Below are 17,290 nucleotides of genomic sequence, written 5' to 3'. Positions count from 1 at the left end.
TGAAGCGCGGGCTTTATGTTATCGCTTCACCCTGCCTCTCTGTTAGCTCTTCTAATCCATTGTTATTTAAATAAAATCAGGTTAATTTCTTAATCTGATGCTTATTCATTGCTGAGATTTATGGCGAATTCAAAACAACAAAACGGCTCAGGTTTAGCGGGCTTTAAACAACAACTAAAACGACTTTATTTTGGTTCAGATAATGTCGCCAAAAGCTTTCGCTGGAGCCTGTTAGGTTTTGATGCCATCACTATTATCTATTTTATTGCTGCCTCATTTTTACATCATGTGGATGACTGGCGTTGGGTGGAAATTATCATTGGTGCCGTCTATCTGCTTGAGTGGCTTGCACGCATGTGGCTTAGCTCGCATAAAATTAAAGAGCTTTTTCATCCGGTTGGTCTTGCTGACCTGATCGTGATTTTCTCTTTGTTGGCGCCATCACTGGCCGAAAACTTTAGTTTCCTGCGTATTGCCCGTTCATTGCGTTTATTGCGTTCCTATCACATGTTAAAAGCATTTCGGGAACAGTCACGTTTTGTCAGACAAAACGAAGATATTCTGTTCAGTGTGGTGAATCTGGCGGTGTTTATTTTTGTGATCACCGCCGTGGTGTTTGTTAGTCAAAAATCGAGTAATCCAGCGATCAATGATTATGTGGATGCCTTGTATTTTACTATCGCCACGTTAACCACCACCGGCTTTGGCGATATTACGCTGGTGGGGACCAGCGGCCATATTCTGGCAGTATTGATAATGATTTTTGGCATCTCGTTATTTTTGAGATTGATTCAAACCATTTTCCGTCCTAATAAAGTTAAATATGAATGTCCGGCATGCGGTTTAAACCGTCATGACGCCGATGCCATTCACTGCAAACACTGCGGTAAACTGATCCATATCGATACCGAGGGGGCGGATTGACCCGCCCTTAAAATTGACTTTCTAATTGTTTGATTTGAGCAAATAACGCCTGATTGGCGGGAACCTGAATACCTAACGTTGCCGCCTGCTGAATGATATAGCCGTTGATAAAGTCGATTTCGGTCTGGCGTTTAAAGGCAATATCGCGGTTCATCGATGAGTAATTCTCAGCGGTATCACTGACAACCTGCATAATGCGCTCAAATAATTGCAGCGGCTTTTGCATGATGCCATTGCCCAGCATAACATTGGCTACTTCCTGACAAATTTCACTGATAACCGGTAAAAACTGGCTTTGGTTTAGTGCGCCATTTTTGACCTGATGAATCGCTGTTAACGGATTAATCACCGCATTGACCGAGAGCTTATGCCATTGTGCTTGCGAAATATCCTGTCGCCATATACAGGGGGGCAGAATGTTTGAAAATAAGTCCGACACTTGTTGTTGAATAGTTTCATCTTCATTCGCTAGCCAGCCCAGTTCTATTTGACCAGTCGCTGTCTCGACGACATCACCATTATCTTTGCGATAGGAACCATAGTTGGTAACCCCTGCAATAAGCGGGTTGTTTGGCAACAGCGGCGTAATGGCTTCGGTGATTCCCATGCCATTGTGGATCACCACTATGGGTAAACCCGCGGGCAACCTAATTCGCTGAAAAAGCTCAGTCATATAAAAGGTTTTTAGCGGCACGATTAATAATTGTGCGTCTGACAAATTATCAGTTTTGTCAGGATTTAGCTTTATGGTTTCGCCAGATGCCAAATGTTGATAGCTTAACTGGCGTGCTGACTGATGACGGGTGAAGATCTTAAACGCTTGTGCCTGCTGTTGACACCTGGCGGCAATCACAGATCCAATCGCACCTTGCTCAACAATAACAACCTTATCCATGCTGATGACCCGTGTTTTTAAGTTTTAATGCCGGCCAGTTAAGTTGCTCCGGGTGCTGAAAATCACCAAGTAATTCTTGTTGCTGCATTTGTATAAACAGCTTACCGGATTGAGCCTCACATTGGCTGGTGATAATTTGATCCTGATAGTTAAACTTTAGCGCAAAAGCATGTAAATAGGCTCTGTCGGCAGAGGTTCCGCCATACAGTTCATCACCTAAAATCGGGGATGACAGGCTTTTTAGCATGACGCGGATCTGATGGGTTTTACCTGTGTGAGGTTTGATTAAAATCAGGCGCTTGCCATCAAACAAACCTTTGCTCATAAACTGGCTAATGGCGGGGTTTTCAATGGTACTGGTTAACATCCACTGAGCGCTGCGCGCTTTTTTCATATCGCCAATGACGCTACCCATTTTCTTTTTCGGTTTTTTATCTGTGATAGCCAAATAGTATTTTTGTACTTCACGCTGTTTAAACAGGTTCGAGAGTGTCGCCGCGGCCTCTGCATTTTTGGCCACAAGCAAACAACCTGAGGTGAGGGTATCTAAACGATGCACCAGCCACAGCTGTGTTACCCCAAGCTGAGCACATAACAACGGAATAATGCCGGACTTTTCACCTTCCTGATGTACACCGATACCAGCAGGTTTATTAATGATTAAAAAGTCGTTGTGCTCATGCACAATCGGAATAGTCAACATGCAATCCTATATCGCACCAACACAGCGGCCGATTAAACAATTGGAAACAATTTTATATGCCAATTGTACGTTTGTTCGGGTAATTAGTGCAATTTTGGCTTGGTTATCAAATGATTAGTGCTAACCTAGGCCTTTTGTTGTTTTTCAAACTCAGGATGGTGAAATGCATTCGCGTAAAACTCTTCTTAGCCTTGTTTGTATTTTTTCTTTAATGGGCTGTCAGCCTGATAATAAACAGGCGATTGTTACACAGCAGCAGGCTTTGCCTGACGGTATCCATCTGGTTAATGTGCATAAAGCCGAAGCCGGAAAAGTGTCCATCCCTTATCGCAAATACAAGCTGGATAACGGCCTGACACTGGTTTTACATCAGGATAAATCTGATCCTATGGTACATGTGGATGTTACCTACCATGTCGGTTCGGCGCGCGAAGAAGTGGGCAAATCAGGTTTTGCACATTTTTACGAACATATGATGTTTCAGGGATCTGAACATGTGGGTGATGATGAGCATATGCGCATTGTCACCGAAGCGGGTGGCAGCATGAACGGCACCACCAATAAAGACAGAACCAATTATTACGAAACTGTACCCTCTAACCAGCTGGAAAAAATGTTATGGCTGGAATCAGATCGTATGGGCTTTTTGTTAAATGCGGTCACTCAGGAAAAGTTTGAAATACAACGCGCTACAGTTAAAAACGAGCGTGGCCAAAGCATTGATAACCAGCCCTATGGGTTAATGGAAGAGCGCAGCGCCGAAGCGTTATATCCGGTGGGACATCCTTATTCCTGGCAGACCATTGGTTATGTTGAAGATTTAGATCGTGTCACCGTTAATGATTTAAAAGCCTTTTTTAAACGCTGGTATGGTCCTAACAATGCGGTGTTAACCATTGGTGGTGATATTGATGTATCACAAACACTGCAATGGGTGAAAAAATATTTTGGCAGCATTCCGCGAGGGCCAGAAGTTGACATGCCAGCCAAACAACCCGTTAAGCTTGATGAAACCCGTTATGTCACGCTTGAAGACAGAGTGCATTTGCCATTACTGCGTATGACATTCCCAACCGTTTATGCGCGCCATGAAGACGAAGCGCCACTGGATGTACTAGCAGATATTTTAGGTGGTGGTAAAACCTCCCTGTTTTATAAAAATCTGGTCAAGCAAGGTGTGGCTGTGAACGCCTGGGCTGGGCATCCCTGTGATGAACTGGCTTGTGAGTTTGAATTGTCAGTACTGGCAAATCCGGCCAAAGTATCGCAGTTGTCCGATTTACAAAAAATTGTCGAGCAAACACTAACTGAGTTTGAAGAGCGTGGTGTGCAACCTGACGATTTAAAACGTACTAAAACCTCAATTGAATCAGGTTTAATTTTTGCACTGCAAAGTGTGCGTGGCAAAGTTTCAACCCTTGCTGCCAATGAAACCTTTACCCACGAGCCCGATCGTGCGCAATACGATATCGACAGATATAACAAAGTCACGGCACAGGATGTGATGCGGGTTTATCAGAAATACATTAAAAATCAGCATGCGGTAGTGCTGAGTATTGTGCCTAAAGGCATGGCTAAACTTGCCGCACATGAAGCCACATTTGAGATGAAAAGCCGTGATTTGCCAGCCGATTTGCAAACGGTTAAGACCGACGTAAAAGCACCGGTCATTCATGATGATTTTGACCGTAGTATTGAGCCACAGGCTGGCCCGGCCAAACTGCCACCAGTGCCTGATTTCTGGCAACAAAAGCTCGATAACGGCATGGTGGTTGCCGGATTTGATTCCGACGAAGTACCGATCATTTCATTTAATATTGTGCTCGAGGGCGGTCCTTTGCTTGAATCAAGCGAAGATGCGGGGTTAGCTGCTATGACCGCGGATTTGATGAATGAAGCAACTGCCAGTTATTCCAATGAAGAAATGTCTAACCAGCTAGCATTAATTGGCAGCTCGATTTCGTTTTCAGCGGCAGGGCGCAATACCATTATCAGCGTATCCAGTTTAACTAAGCACCTGGATAAAACGCTGACTTTATTGCAGGAAAAACTGTTCCATCCGGCGTTTTTACAGCAGGATTTTGATCGCATCATGCAACAAAAGATTCAATCGATTGAACATGCGAAAAGCAGTGCGGATGCATTGGCATCACGCGCGGTATCGGAAGTGCTGTTAGGCAATAAAAATCGTGTTGCTCTGCCAGATGAAGGTACCCTGGAATCACTGAGCCATTTAACGCTGGATAAAGTAAAAGGCTTTTATCAACGTTATTACAATCCAACTAAAGGCATGTTGATTGCTGTTGGTGCGATTGATCAGAAAAGCCTGCTGCAAAAACTGGATTTTATTAAAAACTGGCAAGGCGAGGATTACGATATACCTGCTATTGGTGATATGCCGCCAATGCAAAAACCGGTAATTTATCTGGTTGATAAACCCGGGGCCGCCCAGTCAGTATTGCGTGTGTTTAAACATGGCTTAACTTACGATGGTACCGGCGAGTATTTCCGCGCCAATATGATGAATTTTGCACTGGGGTCAATGTTTAACAGCCGTATTAATATGAACTTACGTGAAGAGCATGGATATAGCTATGGTGCCTGGAGCCGTTTTAGTGGTGGCAAATATTTAGGGCGTTTCAGTGCCGGTTCCAGCGTAAAAATTGATAATACTGGTGATGCATTGAAAGAAATGCTCGGTGAAATCAATCTATATCAAAGTGAAGGTATGACCGAACAGGAATTGGCAATGACCAAGTCTGCTTATACCCAAAATGATGCGTTGCGATTTGAAACGCCGGGACAGAAGGTTGGTTTTATTTATAAGTTATTAAGTTATGGACTGGACAAAAATATTTCAGAACAGCAACTTAATATTATCAAAACCATAGGTCGTGATGAGCTAAATGCCGTGGCGGCAAAAGAACTGCAAACCTCTCAAATGCAAATAGTGGTAGTAGGGGATAAACAAAAAGTGTTACCTCAACTTCAACAATTTGACAGGCCTGTAGAAATGTTAGACGTGACGATGTAATTATTGGGTGTCTGCATTAAACAGCTCAGCGAACATAGGATAACTTGTACGTTTGTACTGTTTGATGCAGATTGAGATAAATTTTTTGTGCGGGTAAATCTTGAATCCAAATGCTTTTACCCCACATACAGGTTTAACCCCACTAAATGGAATATCCCTTGCCGAATTTTGATTTAACGTTCGAGCAACAGCTCGATTTATTTTCCTCTCCGGAACTGGCAAAAACCCTGACCGGTATCAGACATGGCATAGAAAGAGAAGCTTTGCGAATAAATCCAAATGGCAGTTTATCGCAGCAGCCTCATCCACAGGCATTGGGTTCGGCTTTAACCCACGAATTGATCACCACCGATTTCTCAGAATCTCTACTTGAATTTATTACGCCCGCTGAAACTGATCCCGATGTCACCATGGCACAGTTAACGGATATTCATAAATTTGTGCTGGAAAATATTGGTGATGAAAAGTTATGGCCAATGAGCATGCCGTGTTTTATTAAACATCAGGATGAAATTCCACTGGCTGAGTTTGGCACATCCAACGTTGGACGTATGAAAAACCTCTATCGTCGCGGACTTAAAAATCGCTACGGCAGCATGATGCAGGCGATAGCAGGTGTACATTTTAACTTTTCCTTGTCAGACGAATTTTGGCAACTATGGCTGCAAGGACAGGGGAAAACTGCAGACCGCGACAGTATTTCCGCCGCTTATTTTGCCATGGTGCGCAATTATCGACGTTTCTGCTGGATGATCCCATACCTGTTTGGGGCATCACCCGCCTTGTGTGAATCTTTTATCAAAGGTAAAAACTCAAGCCTGCCTTTTGAACATTTGGGTAAAGGTACGGTTTATTTACCTTACGCAACGTCATTACGCATGAGTGATTTGGGTTATACCAACGATGCGCAATCGGGTTTATATATTTGTTACAACCAGTTAGACAATTACATTGCTTCATTGCGAAAAGCCATCCGCACACCATCAAGCCATTTTGCGCGCTTTAACGGCAAAGTTGATGGACAATGGCAGCAACTGAACGCCAATGTACTGCAAATCGAAAATGAACTGTATTCGCCCATTCGTCCTAAACAGCCTACTCGTTCACTGGAAAAGCCGACGGACGCGTTAGCGGATCGTGGTGTCAGTTATATTGAAGTCAGGGCACTGGATGTGAACCCGTTTAGCCCGATTGGTATTGAACGTGAGCAGTTTTATTTCCTGGATGTATTTTTACTTTATTGTCTGTTAACACCATCGGCAGAGTTAAACACTGATAAATATCAGGAAACCGAACAAAACCTGCGTACTGTGGTTGAACGGGGTCGGGAGCCGGGTCTTGAACTGTTGAGAGAAGGTGAATCAGTATCGATGCAGGCATGGGCGAAAAGTATGTTTGAAGGTTTTAATAAAATTGCCGCGTTGTTGGATGCGCAACACGGACATAAACGCTTTAGTGAAGCTGTGGCGCGTCAATGGAGCAAATTTGTTAATTCAGAAAATTGCCCGTCGGCCAAAATACTCTCCATGTTAAAAGAGCAACAGTTGGACAATGCGCATTTAGCCTTAAAAATGTCAGGAGAATACAAGCAACAGTTCTCTCAAACTGAATATCGTCATTATTCGGTTGCAGATTTGCAAGGGTTAGCTAAAACGTCAATACAGCAGCAGCGGGATATTGAGGCTGCAGATACTCAAAGCTTTGATGATTTTTTATTGGATTATTTTGCTGACGTAACGCCAAACGAAGTTGCCAGTTAAATTTTACAGGCAAAAAAAAAGCCTGACTAAAAAGTCAGGCTAACTAAACGACCAGGGAAAACACAAACACATAACTAATACGTTAATTAAGACGCGAGCCATAAAGGAAAGTTCAAATCTTTTTATAAAAAATTTATACTTTCACAGTATTTTGTGATTTTCGTAGTTAACTTGTTGTTTAGTAAAATAAAAATTTTTAGAAAATTTACCATTAAAATGGGAACAGTTTTATGAAATGGGGAAAAAGTCGTAAATTGTCATCATTCATAAACTGTATGCTCTTTGGATTGGCAATAATCACATTGCAGGGGTGCACTGTGGCTCCGCCAAAAATCACCAGCAATATCTGCGAAATTTTCCGCGAGAAGCCTGATTGGTATGATGCCGCTGCCGATATGCGTTCCAAATGGGGAGTGCCTATCCATGTGCCCATGGCCATGATGTATCAGGAGAGTTCGTTTAAATCGGACGCTTTACCTCCGCGTGACTATATATTATTTGGTTTAATCCCCTGGGGCAGGGTCAGTTCTGCCTATGGCTATTCTCAGGCAAAAACACCAACCTGGAGTGATTATATCCGCGAAACGGATAATAACTGGGCATCACGTAATGATTTTGAAGATGCGATGGATTTTATGGGCTGGTTTATTAACAAAACTTATAAGATCAATGGTGTATCTAAGTGGGATGCCTATTCTCAGTACCTTAATTATCACGAGGGCTGGGGCGGATATAAACGTAAGAGTTATAACAAAAAACGCTGGTTAGTGGCTGTTGCCAAAAAGGTAAACACCCGGGCCTCTACTTATTCCTCGCAACTTAAAAGCTGCGAGGAAGAATTTCAGCATGGCTGGTTGTACCGATTCTTTTTTGGTTAATTATAAATTTGAATTACACCGTGCCTTTGGCACACTGACGATCATATCGTTGGCTGGAAAACGCGAAAGGGCTGGTGAGTTTAGCGGGGATAATCTTTGATGCAGGTTGGCCTGTATCTAAATCATGTAACCACACATAAGCAATCTTATCCTTAAACAGTCGATAAATTGCAACGTGTTGACCCGGTTTTAAATCTGCTTCAATTAATGCATAAGCGCCGGCAATAGGGCGTCGGTTTACCACGGGGTCTAGCTCTGATGTTCTGTTAGCCCAGGCGAGATTAACCGCTCTTACCCACAGTTTATGTTTACCTGGTTCAATTTGGCGGCCTTTCTCACGGTAGGGCGCCAAATGACGTTTAAAACACATTAACTGGGCGACTTCTAACGTGGCATCATTTTCGTGTTTAAAGTTTTCAATGGTGACCATATTACTATCATCAGCCTGTACACCTGAGATTAAAAACACATTTAACATTGCTGCAATGAAGGCACTGCTTTTCCAGTAAGACTTACGCATAGAGATATATATCCATCATATTTATTCGAGTTTTAACGTTACGTTATTAAAATGACATTGTCGACATAACAACATGGCTGTTCACGTTGGATTCAGTCTTGTTGACTGAATTTGACGCAATTACGCCCATTATCTTTTGCCTGATATAAAGCGTGATCGGCTGCAAAGAGAACGTCGCTGCTGTCTTTATCCTGTTTACTAAAGCTGGCTACACCAAAACTGGCAGTGATGGTGAGGTTGACATCGCGGGTGATGATCAGCGGTGTTTGTTCAATTGCAGTGCATAGCTTTTGCGCCAGCTTTCCTGCCTGTTTCTTACTGGCATCACGTACCAGTATGGCAAATTCCTCTCCACCCATTCGACCAAATACGTCTGATTTACGCAGATTGTCGCTTACCAACTGGGTTACATGGCATAACACTTTATCCCCTGTCGCATGTCCATGTTTGTCATTAAATTTCTTGAAAAAGTCGATATCAAGAATGATAACCGACGCTGATAAGTCAATCTGGCGCTTAAACAGGCTCCACTCTTGCTCAAGATGCTGCATAAAAGCACGGCGATTGGCAATACCGGTTAATTCGTCGGTTAGTGCCTGGTTCTGGAACTTGATCTCCAGCTCTTTTCGCTCGGTTATATCCTGAAACGTACCTTCCAAAATATCCGGGTTGTCTGTGCTTGAAGCCCTGAGGTGCAGCCAGCGAATACTCGCGTCGTTATACACGATTCGATGTTCCAGATTAATTTCTCCTTTTTCACGGGCCAGATTGAGTTGACGATTGAGTAAATTGATATCGTCCTCGTGTGTGGCTGCCAGCCAGTTAGCCAGAGAAAGCGGTTGCGATTGAGGTAGGGCAAAGAGTTCCTGCACCACCGATGCACAGTCAATATCACCCGATGTCAGGTTAATTGCGCAATATCCGATATGACCTGCCTGCTGCGCATTTTCCAGTTTGTTATTTACCTGACGTAACGTATCTTCCAGCCCTTTTCGTTCCGTAACATCACTTAAGTAACAGTGCCAGATGACACTACCATCGTTAAGTTTATTGGGATTGGCATGAACTTCACGCCAGCCCTGTTTTGGTTTGATCACCCGGTACTGACTGCGTAACTCAGTTAATGAACGGTATGACTGTAAAAAGTCGTTTTTAAGACGTTTAAAGTCTTCGGGGGCAAAAGCGTTATAGATTAAGTTGGGTTCCAGTTGCAGTTGTGTGGGGGTAAAACCCAACATTTGTCGTATGCCTTCGTTAACATATAAAAATGACGGATTAAGTTGAGCATCAAGTTTAAACTGATACATTGCCCCCGGTACCTGGTTGGATAATTGCCGCAGTAGCTCATCTTGTTCGGCGATGGCTTGTCTGGATTTATGGATCTGGGATACATCTCGCTGGGTGATAACAAAATGACTAACCTGACCATTGTCATTTTTTACCGGGTCGAGTATTACTTTTGCCCAGTAAGCATAGCCGTTTTTATGATAGTTTTTTAAAGTGGCACGGTAGGGAGTTTGTTTCTGGATTGCATCAAATAACTGTGCCATTTCATCGGTCAAATCATCTTGTTTGGTAAAAAAATCATAATGTTTACCAATTAATTCCTGTTTACTATATCCACTGATTAGCTCAAAGGCATGATTGATATATTTAATTGGGTAGCCGGTTTGATTATGCAAAATCATTAAGCCAACTTTGGCTGAATCATTGGCGCGGCTAATCAGCTTCAGGGTTTCTTCGGTATGAATCTCCTCGGTTACATCTACATGGGTACCACAAACACGCACCGCATCTCCGTGAAAGTCACGTTCAATAATCGAGCCTGTGGTCAGTATTTTTCGCCACTCACCATTTGCGTGTTTTAATCGAATTGTATGTTTGAACTGTTGTGTGTGGCCCTGTAAATAATCATTAATCGATTGTTGTAAGCGGACTAAATCATCGGGATGAATTAGTTTTTCAAAAATGTCGACTTTGTGGCGCTTTCTCTGAGGTGTATGACCGAGCATAGTGAACCAGGTATCATTAAATTCATATTCATCTGCGGTCAAATCCCAGTCCCAGGTGCCGATATCACTGGCACTAATAGAAAATTGCATTTGATTGGCGAAACGACGGGATTCGGAAAAAAATACTGCAGTAACAAGTGAAATAACACTCAAACCTACAATGTAACTCCATACGCCCACCAGTGGCTCAGGTAGATTAGTAAATATACCGTAGTTAAATTTTCCGGAGGCCCACGCCAGTGATGAAAACATTAAAATCACTAATGACGTACTGGGTAAATCTGTGCGCATTGCAATCCAGAATACAGCCAGTAACGGTACAAGTATAAATAAAGGACTGTATACACTGTGGCTAAACCACAACACGTCAATGCCAAATATCAGCATGATGATCAGGGCCAGTATGGTATCCACTTTCATTAAATGGGTCAGCATGGCACGACTGAAGGTTAAAATAGGAATGGCGAAAACCAATACACCTGCAATATCACCCAGAATCCAACTGAAGATAGTTGTGATGGAAAACTCATAATTGGTTGAGAATGCAGTCAGTACTATTATGCCCAGTGCTGCAGACAACAGCGACAATACCAGCACCCCCAGGTTGCCAAATAAGATGAAGTCACGCAGGTGCGATAGTTTGTGTTGGAAGTGATGTTTACGTAACAAATAGCTGACTAAATAAAGCGGTGCTGTTGCTGCGACAGCGAGTAATACCGGATATAAAATATTATCGTTGAGGTGTTGTAGGTTACTGAACAGGCTAGCCAGAAAAACGGCCGGCCAGAGTATAATGTCAAATCGAATTAGAAAGGCAAGTGCGATGCCGATTGGCGCCCAGTTCAAACAAATGACATTTTCTGTTGCCGTATAGTTCAGGCTTAGATTGCTAAATGCCCAGTACAAACTGAACAGTACTAAAAATTTAACGATATGGCTGCCCATCTCAAGCATGCAAACTGCGCTCCTCAAGTGGACCGTATTGTGGCGAATGGCGTGTCATAAAAAAGAAAGTGTTTTTAGTAAAATTATTTTTATATTGCGTCTAAGTGTATACAAAGAAAGAGATTTCGCCAGTTATTCAAGGTGATAATTATGTTACTGAGGATGTTCAATCAACACCAGTAACGCACCTTGTCCGCCCCATTGTAATGGCGCCTGATGGAACCCCAGTACGGACGGATGTTGTACCAGCCAGCTGGGCACGATTTGTTTAAGGATATGTGAGCCGATACCGTGCACAATACACACACATTCACAGTGTTGTTTTACTGCTGCACTAATTAACGCCGCCACTTCCAGTTTAGCTTGTGCTTTGGTTAACCCATGCAAATCGAGGATTAAATCGGGTGGGATTTCGCCGCGGCGCAGGCGTTTTATTTCATGGCTATCTGCACCGGGCTGTACATATTTTAACGGACCATCATGGCCAAAATGGGCTTCGAAATTATCTGAAAAATAAAATTCAGCCTGAGATTGACGCTCTATCTGGTTGATAGAGTTGGTTTTTTTCTTGATGGGTTGGCGCTTAGTCTGTATTTTGTCCTGCTTTAACGGTTTGATCCCTGCCACTTCCTGGCGAAATAAATCCAAATCATCGTCAGTAACAGGTGTTTTTTTGGTCATTTGAACGGCAAGTCAGGGCAATTAACAGAAACTGACCGTATAATAGCGCAAAACTTCTCTTTGTAGGCAAACAGATGGCAGATAAATATTACCTTGAAGAGCCTGTACAGGACCTGTGCAGCATTTATGACTTTGTTCGCTGGTCCGTCAGTCGCTTTAACGATGCCGGTTTGTATTTTGGTCACGGAACCGATAATCCGTGGGATGAAGCACTCAGCCTGATTTTGCAATTACTGCATTTACCACCGGAAGGTAACGAACAAATTTTGCAGGCGCGCCTGACCCGCAGTGAAAAACAACTGATTGTTGAAAATGTACTGGAGCGGGTGCAACGTCGTGTGCCTATCGCTTATTTGACCAATCAGGCCTGGTTTTGCGGCCATCCTTTTTATGTGGATGAGCGTGTATTAGTGCCGCGCTCACCGATTGGTGAACTGATTGAAAAACGTTTTGATAGCTGGCTAACTGAAGAACCACAGCATCTTTTAGATATGTGTACCGGTAGTGGCTGTATCGCTATTGCCTGTGCTATGGCGTTTCCCGAAGCTGTGGTTGATGCGGTAGATTTAAGTGAAGACGCCTTAGCCGTGGCGGAAATGAACATTCAGGAATATGACCTAAGCAATAGAGTATTTCCCATTCAGTCCGATTTGTTTAACAATCTGGGCTCGCAGCAATACGATCTGATTGTCAGCAATCCACCTTACGTGGATGTGGAAGATATGGATAATCTGCCGGATGAATTTCGCCACGAACCGGAAATGGGGCTGGCCGCCGGTGATGATGGATTAGATTTGGTGCACACCATTTTAACCCAGGCTGCGTCGCATCTGACCGACAAAGGTTGGTTGATTGTCGAAGTGGGCAATTCACAGGTACATATGGAATTACAATATCCGCATTTACCACTGCAATGGATCGAATTTGAGCGCGGTGGTCATGGCGTATTTGCTATCAGTAAAGCGGATTTAGTTAAACATTTAACGCAGGTATAAAAGAACAATGTCGGGAAACAGTTTCGGAAAAATCTTCACCCTCACCACCTTTGGTGAAAGTCATGGACCGGCCATTGGTGGCATAGTAGACGGTTGCCCACCGGGACTGGAATTATGTGAAGAAGATATGCAGGTTGATCTCGACCGCCGCAAACCCGGCACTTCCCGTTATACCACGGCGCGTCGTGAAGACGACGCGGTGAAAATTTTATCCGGTGTGTTTGAAGGTAGAACCACTGGCACCTCGATTGGCTTGTTGATTCAAAATACCGATCAACGCTCGGGTGATTATGCCAATATCAAAGACAGATTTCGTCCCGGCCATGCTGATTATACCTATACCCAAAAATACGGTAGCCGCGATTATCGCGGTGGTGGTCGTTCATCAGCTCGTGAAACTGCGGTTAGAGTTGCGGCCGGTGCCATTGCTAAAAAATATTTAAAGCAAGCCCATGGCATTGAAATTCACGGGTTTTTATCGCAATTAGGGCCAATCAAAATCGAGCAGGTTGATTATGCTGAAATCAACAATAATCCGTTTTTCTGCCCCGACGTAAGCAAGCTCGATGCGCTGGATGAATACATGCGCGACCTGAAAAAACAGGGTGATTCGATTGGTGCCAAAGTGACGGTGGTAGCCACTAATATGCCGGTGGGCTTAGGTGAGCCGGTATTTGATCGCCTCGATGCCGATATCGCCCATGCCATGATGGGTATCAACGCAGTCAAAGGCGTGGAAATGGGTGACGGTTTTGGTGTGGTAGAGCAAAAGGGCAGTGAACACCGCGATCCGCTGACGCCGCAAGGCTTTGCCTCTAATCATTCTGGTGGTGTATTGGGCGGTATTTCTTCTGGTCAGGATTTGTTGGTAAGCATGGCGTTAAAGCCAACATCCAGTATTTCCGTACCGGGTGAAACCATAGATGTCGATGGCAACAGCATTGAGGTGGTGACCAAAGGTCGTCACGATCCTTGTGTGGGCATTCGTGCAGTACCCATTGCTGAGGCGATGTTGGCGCTAACCCTGATGGATCATTTATTAAGACATCGTGCGCAAAACACCGGTGTAAATTGCACCACTCCTGTTATTCCTGCACAAGTTAAATAGTTAATGTCTGCAACTCCACAACGCGCCACCCTGTTAAGGCTGGCGCTGGTTTACTTTTTGTATTTTGGCCAGCTTGGCATTATGACGCCGTATCTGGGCGTTTTTCTCGACGGGCGTGGTTTTGATTCGATTGCCATTGGCCAGCTAATTGCCTTTATTACCTTGACCCGCATCTTTGGCCCCAATCTATGGGCGGTGGTCGCCGATAAAACCGGTAAGCTGCTGCCGATATTGCAACTGGGTAGTTTGTTATCGGTACTGGCCTTTGGCCTGTTGTTTGTCTTTGACGATTACTGGGGCATCGCGCTTAGTCTGGGATTAGTGATGATGTTCTGGACGGCAGTGTTGCCGCAGCTTGAAGTCATCACCTTAAACACAGTGCACAGTGATTCAGGCAAATACAGCCGTATTCGGTTATGGGGCAGTATTGGTTATATCGTGTGTACCGTATTGCTGGGTAAAGCACTGGATATTTTTAGTTCCGAATCGGTGATCTACGCCAGTATGCTGGTACTGGCCGGGCTGACTATCGCTACCTTGTTTTTGCATCAGCCACCCATTATGCAAAGCCATGAAGAGCAGGGCAGTATCTGGGGTAAATTAAAAGCGCCGGTGTTTATTGTGTTTATCCTGTCGGCGATTTTATTGCAGGTTAGCTTTGGGCCCTTTTATGGTTTCTTCGCGCTTTATATGCGCGATTTGGGTTACAGCGGGCAGCAAACCGGCTGGTTAATCGCGCTGGGCGTATTGGCTGAGGTGCTGCTGTTTTTAGTGGCAGGTAAAATTATCAGTCGGCATGGCATTAAACGCGTACTGGTATTTTGTTTGTTTATTGCAGCTATCCGCTGGTATTTACTGGCATCCGCCGCGCAGTATTTTGCGGTGCTGATCTTGGTGCAACTGATGCACGCAGTCACCTTTGGGTTAGCCCATGCTGCCTCAATGCAGTTTGTGCATGGTTTTTTTGGACGTAAATACCAAAGCCGCGGACAGGCAATTTACGTGAGTATTTCCTTTGGTGGTGGCGGTGCGATAGGTAATTATGTGGCGGGCTATTTATGGCAAATGGAGGCTTATTATACCTTTGCCTTTGCGTCACTGTCGGCCCTTGTTGCGGGCGTTATTGTTTTAACCTTGCGTTCTAAAGAGTTTGTATTTAAATCTTAATTTCACGTCTGCTTCATACTCTGTATTTCATTATTTGTTATTTTGACGGGCTTTGTGCCAGACATGGGGCGAAGGATTAGACGTACTCTAAATTAATAACAGTGCTTTATATATTCAGCGTTATTTAAACCTTTTTAGTTTTTGGCTCGACTAACATGACTTAAAAATTAATGCTATCAGGGGAATGAATGAAAAATTCGATTAGGTTATTGGTGTTATGCGTATTTTCAATAACTGCCCAAGCCCGGCAAGTTGAAGTTAGTCAGCTTGAACCGATCACTTTAGCGGACAGGTTTGAGATTAAGTCGGAACGGCTTAATGAAAAACGTGAGTTTTATATTTCTTTACCGAAAGATTATCAACAAAGTCAAAAGCATTACCCGGTATTGTACTTATTAGACGGTGATCAAAATATTGCTCAGGCGGTAGCCAGTGCCAGAATGTTAGCGCAGTGGCGTGGAATTCCTGAATTAATTATTGTCGCCATCCCTGCACCTAATCGGATCCGTGATTACACCCCCACTAATGTGGAGGCGTATTCAGCGCAAAGTGGCGGTGGTGATAACTTTATGTATTTTATTAAACATGAGTTAACCCCTTATATTGATGCACATTATCCAACCCATCCGTACCGTATTTTATTTGGACATTCTCTTTCAGGATTATTAGCAGCCGATGAATTACTGAAGGGCCAAAGTGACTTCAATGCATTTATCATTACCGCACCTTCTCTATGGTGGAATGACTTTGCCATTCTTAAGCAAGCTAAAACTGAGTTTAACAAAAGGTTTGTAACAGACACTGCGGTCTATTTTGGTATTGGTGCGCTGGATGGTTATGGCATGCAACAGGAATTAAAGCAGTTTGTTGATAGCCTGGCGGCGGCCAAAAATTCAAAAATTCGTTTTCAGCATAAGGTTTATCCTGATGAGGGGCATATGTCCGCGCCTATGTCGGTCACCTATGATGGCTTGGTGTATGTCTTTTCCGATATCGCCTACACAGAGGACAAATGGCAGGATTTCAGCAAGGATGGCTTTATGCAGCGTGAACAAACATTGTTAAACAAATATGGTGAAACTGCGATTCAAACTGCTGAGAATTATGTAGGACTAGGCAATTATTTGCAGAAAAAAGGTGACTATGCCGGTGCAGTGGCAGTGTTTAAAATTAACGCGCAGGCTTATCCGGGGTTTGCGCCTAATAATTCTCGATTAGCCAATGCCTATGTACTAGCGGGCGATACGGATAATGCGCGTAAAGAATATAAACGGGCATATGAAATAGCAAAAGCATCGATTAATGGTCAGGGTAACGCAGAGCAATATCTACAACAAATAGCATTATTGGATAATCCTGTTAGCGTGAGTAACGAAATCCTGGATACATATAATGGTTGTTATTCATCGGATGATGCGACTTTCTACATCGTTAGCAAAAATGGAACATTGCTGGGAAAACGTCAGGGATGGCGTGATTTTGAGTTGTTCCCCAAAAGCAATGAACAGTTTTTTATGCGTGTTTCACCGGGATATGGATTTAGCTTTAAGCAAACTGATATGGGGTATCAACTCATTTTAGATGTGTATGGTACCGAATATATATTGCCTAAACATGAGTCAGCTTGCGAAACATTAAATTGATAGCGGAATAGTTCGTCAGGAGATG

The 17,290-nt window shown here is 43.6% G+C and carries 13 protein-coding genes; 8 read left to right on the top strand and 5 right to left on the bottom strand.

Annotated elements, in window-relative coordinates; translation table 11 throughout:
* The first annotated feature begins 120 nt into the window (after positions 1 to 120).
* On the top strand, positions 121 to 924 hold the full coding sequence (locus tag H8B19_RS01540; RefSeq protein WP_186505009.1) for an ion channel: 804 nt from the start codon (positions 121 to 123) through the stop codon (positions 922 to 924).
* Between the two features lie 7 nt (positions 925 to 931).
* On the opposite strand, the gene H8B19_RS01535 is transcribed toward H8B19_RS01540, so the two are convergent.
* Together H8B19_RS01535 and H8B19_RS01530 are read right to left on the bottom strand one after the other, a co-directional pair.
* On the bottom strand, positions 932 to 1,819 hold the full coding sequence (locus H8B19_RS01535; protein WP_186505008.1) for a ketopantoate reductase family protein: 888 nt from the start codon (positions 1,817 to 1,819) through the stop codon (positions 932 to 934).
* Positions 1,812 to 2,522 (bottom strand): TIGR01621 family pseudouridine synthase, encoded by a 711-nt coding sequence (locus H8B19_RS01530; RefSeq protein WP_186505007.1) that lies wholly within the window; start codon positions 2,520 to 2,522, stop codon positions 1,812 to 1,814. Before H8B19_RS01530 ends, H8B19_RS01535 begins: the two co-directional genes overlap by 8 nt.
* A gap of 163 nt (positions 2,523 to 2,685) precedes the next feature.
* Here H8B19_RS01530 and H8B19_RS01525 point away from each other — a divergent pair, with 163 nt between their 5' ends.
* The 3 genes from H8B19_RS01525 (at position 2,686) to H8B19_RS01515 (ending at position 8,194) form a co-directional block, all read left to right on the top strand.
* Complete coding sequence (locus tag H8B19_RS01525; protein ID WP_186505006.1) at positions 2,686 to 5,556, top strand: M16 family metallopeptidase; 2,871 nt, start codon at positions 2,686 to 2,688, stop codon at positions 5,554 to 5,556.
* Positions 5,557 to 5,702: 146 nt separating this feature from the next.
* The gene (gshA, locus tag H8B19_RS01520) at positions 5,703 to 7,316 is read left to right on the top strand and encodes a glutamate--cysteine ligase (protein WP_186505005.1); all 1,614 of its coding nucleotides are present in this window, start codon (positions 5,703 to 5,705) and stop codon (positions 7,314 to 7,316) included.
* Positions 7,317 to 7,591: 275 nt separating this feature from the next.
* Positions 7,592 to 8,194 carry a transglycosylase SLT domain-containing protein gene (locus tag H8B19_RS01515; RefSeq protein ID WP_186505180.1) on the top strand — a complete coding sequence of 201 codons (603 nt, stop codon included), beginning with the start codon at positions 7,592 to 7,594 and terminating at the stop codon, positions 8,192 to 8,194.
* 13 nt (positions 8,195 to 8,207) lie between these two features.
* Here H8B19_RS01515 and H8B19_RS01510 read toward each other — a convergent pair whose 3' ends face one another.
* From H8B19_RS01510 to smrB, 3 genes are all read right to left on the bottom strand, one after another.
* The gene (locus tag H8B19_RS01510) at positions 8,208 to 8,714 is read right to left on the bottom strand and encodes a hypothetical protein (protein WP_186505004.1); all 507 of its coding nucleotides are present in this window, start codon (positions 8,712 to 8,714) and stop codon (positions 8,208 to 8,210) included.
* A gap of 92 nt (positions 8,715 to 8,806) precedes the next feature.
* Entirely contained in the window at positions 8,807 to 11,680 is a 2,874-nt protein-coding gene (locus H8B19_RS01505) for a diguanylate cyclase (RefSeq protein ID WP_186505003.1), read from the bottom strand.
* 144 nt (positions 11,681 to 11,824) lie between these two features.
* On the bottom strand, positions 11,825 to 12,352 hold the full coding sequence (gene smrB, locus H8B19_RS01500; RefSeq protein ID WP_186505002.1) for an endonuclease SmrB: 528 nt from the start codon (positions 12,350 to 12,352) through the stop codon (positions 11,825 to 11,827).
* Positions 12,353 to 12,426: 74 nt separating this feature from the next.
* Here smrB and prmB point away from each other — a divergent pair, with 74 nt between their 5' ends.
* The 4 genes from prmB to H8B19_RS01480 all read left to right on the top strand — a co-directional run bounded on the left by prmB (position 12,427) and on the right by H8B19_RS01480 (position 17,265).
* Positions 12,427 to 13,347, top strand: a complete 921-nt coding sequence (gene prmB / locus H8B19_RS01495; protein WP_186505001.1) for a 50S ribosomal protein L3 N(5)-glutamine methyltransferase — start codon at positions 12,427 to 12,429, stop codon at positions 13,345 to 13,347.
* Between the two features lie 7 nt (positions 13,348 to 13,354).
* On the top strand, positions 13,355 to 14,455 hold the full coding sequence (aroC, locus tag H8B19_RS01490) for a chorismate synthase (RefSeq protein ID WP_186505000.1): 1,101 nt from the start codon (positions 13,355 to 13,357) through the stop codon (positions 14,453 to 14,455).
* A gap of 3 nt (positions 14,456 to 14,458) precedes the next feature.
* On the top strand, positions 14,459 to 15,622 hold the full coding sequence (locus H8B19_RS01485) for an MFS transporter (protein WP_186504999.1): 1,164 nt from the start codon (positions 14,459 to 14,461) through the stop codon (positions 15,620 to 15,622).
* 188 nt (positions 15,623 to 15,810) lie between these two features.
* A complete protein-coding gene (locus H8B19_RS01480; RefSeq protein ID WP_186504998.1) occupies positions 15,811 to 17,265 on the top strand; it encodes an alpha/beta hydrolase-fold protein in 1,455 nt (484 codons plus the stop codon).
* The last annotated feature ends 25 nt before the right edge of the window (positions 17,266 to 17,290 follow it).

Source organism: Neptunicella marina, assembly GCF_014270035.1.
GTDB lineage: Bacteria > Pseudomonadota > Gammaproteobacteria > Enterobacterales > Alteromonadaceae > Neptunicella > Neptunicella marina.
This window is presented reverse-complemented; position numbering and strand designations above follow the sequence as displayed.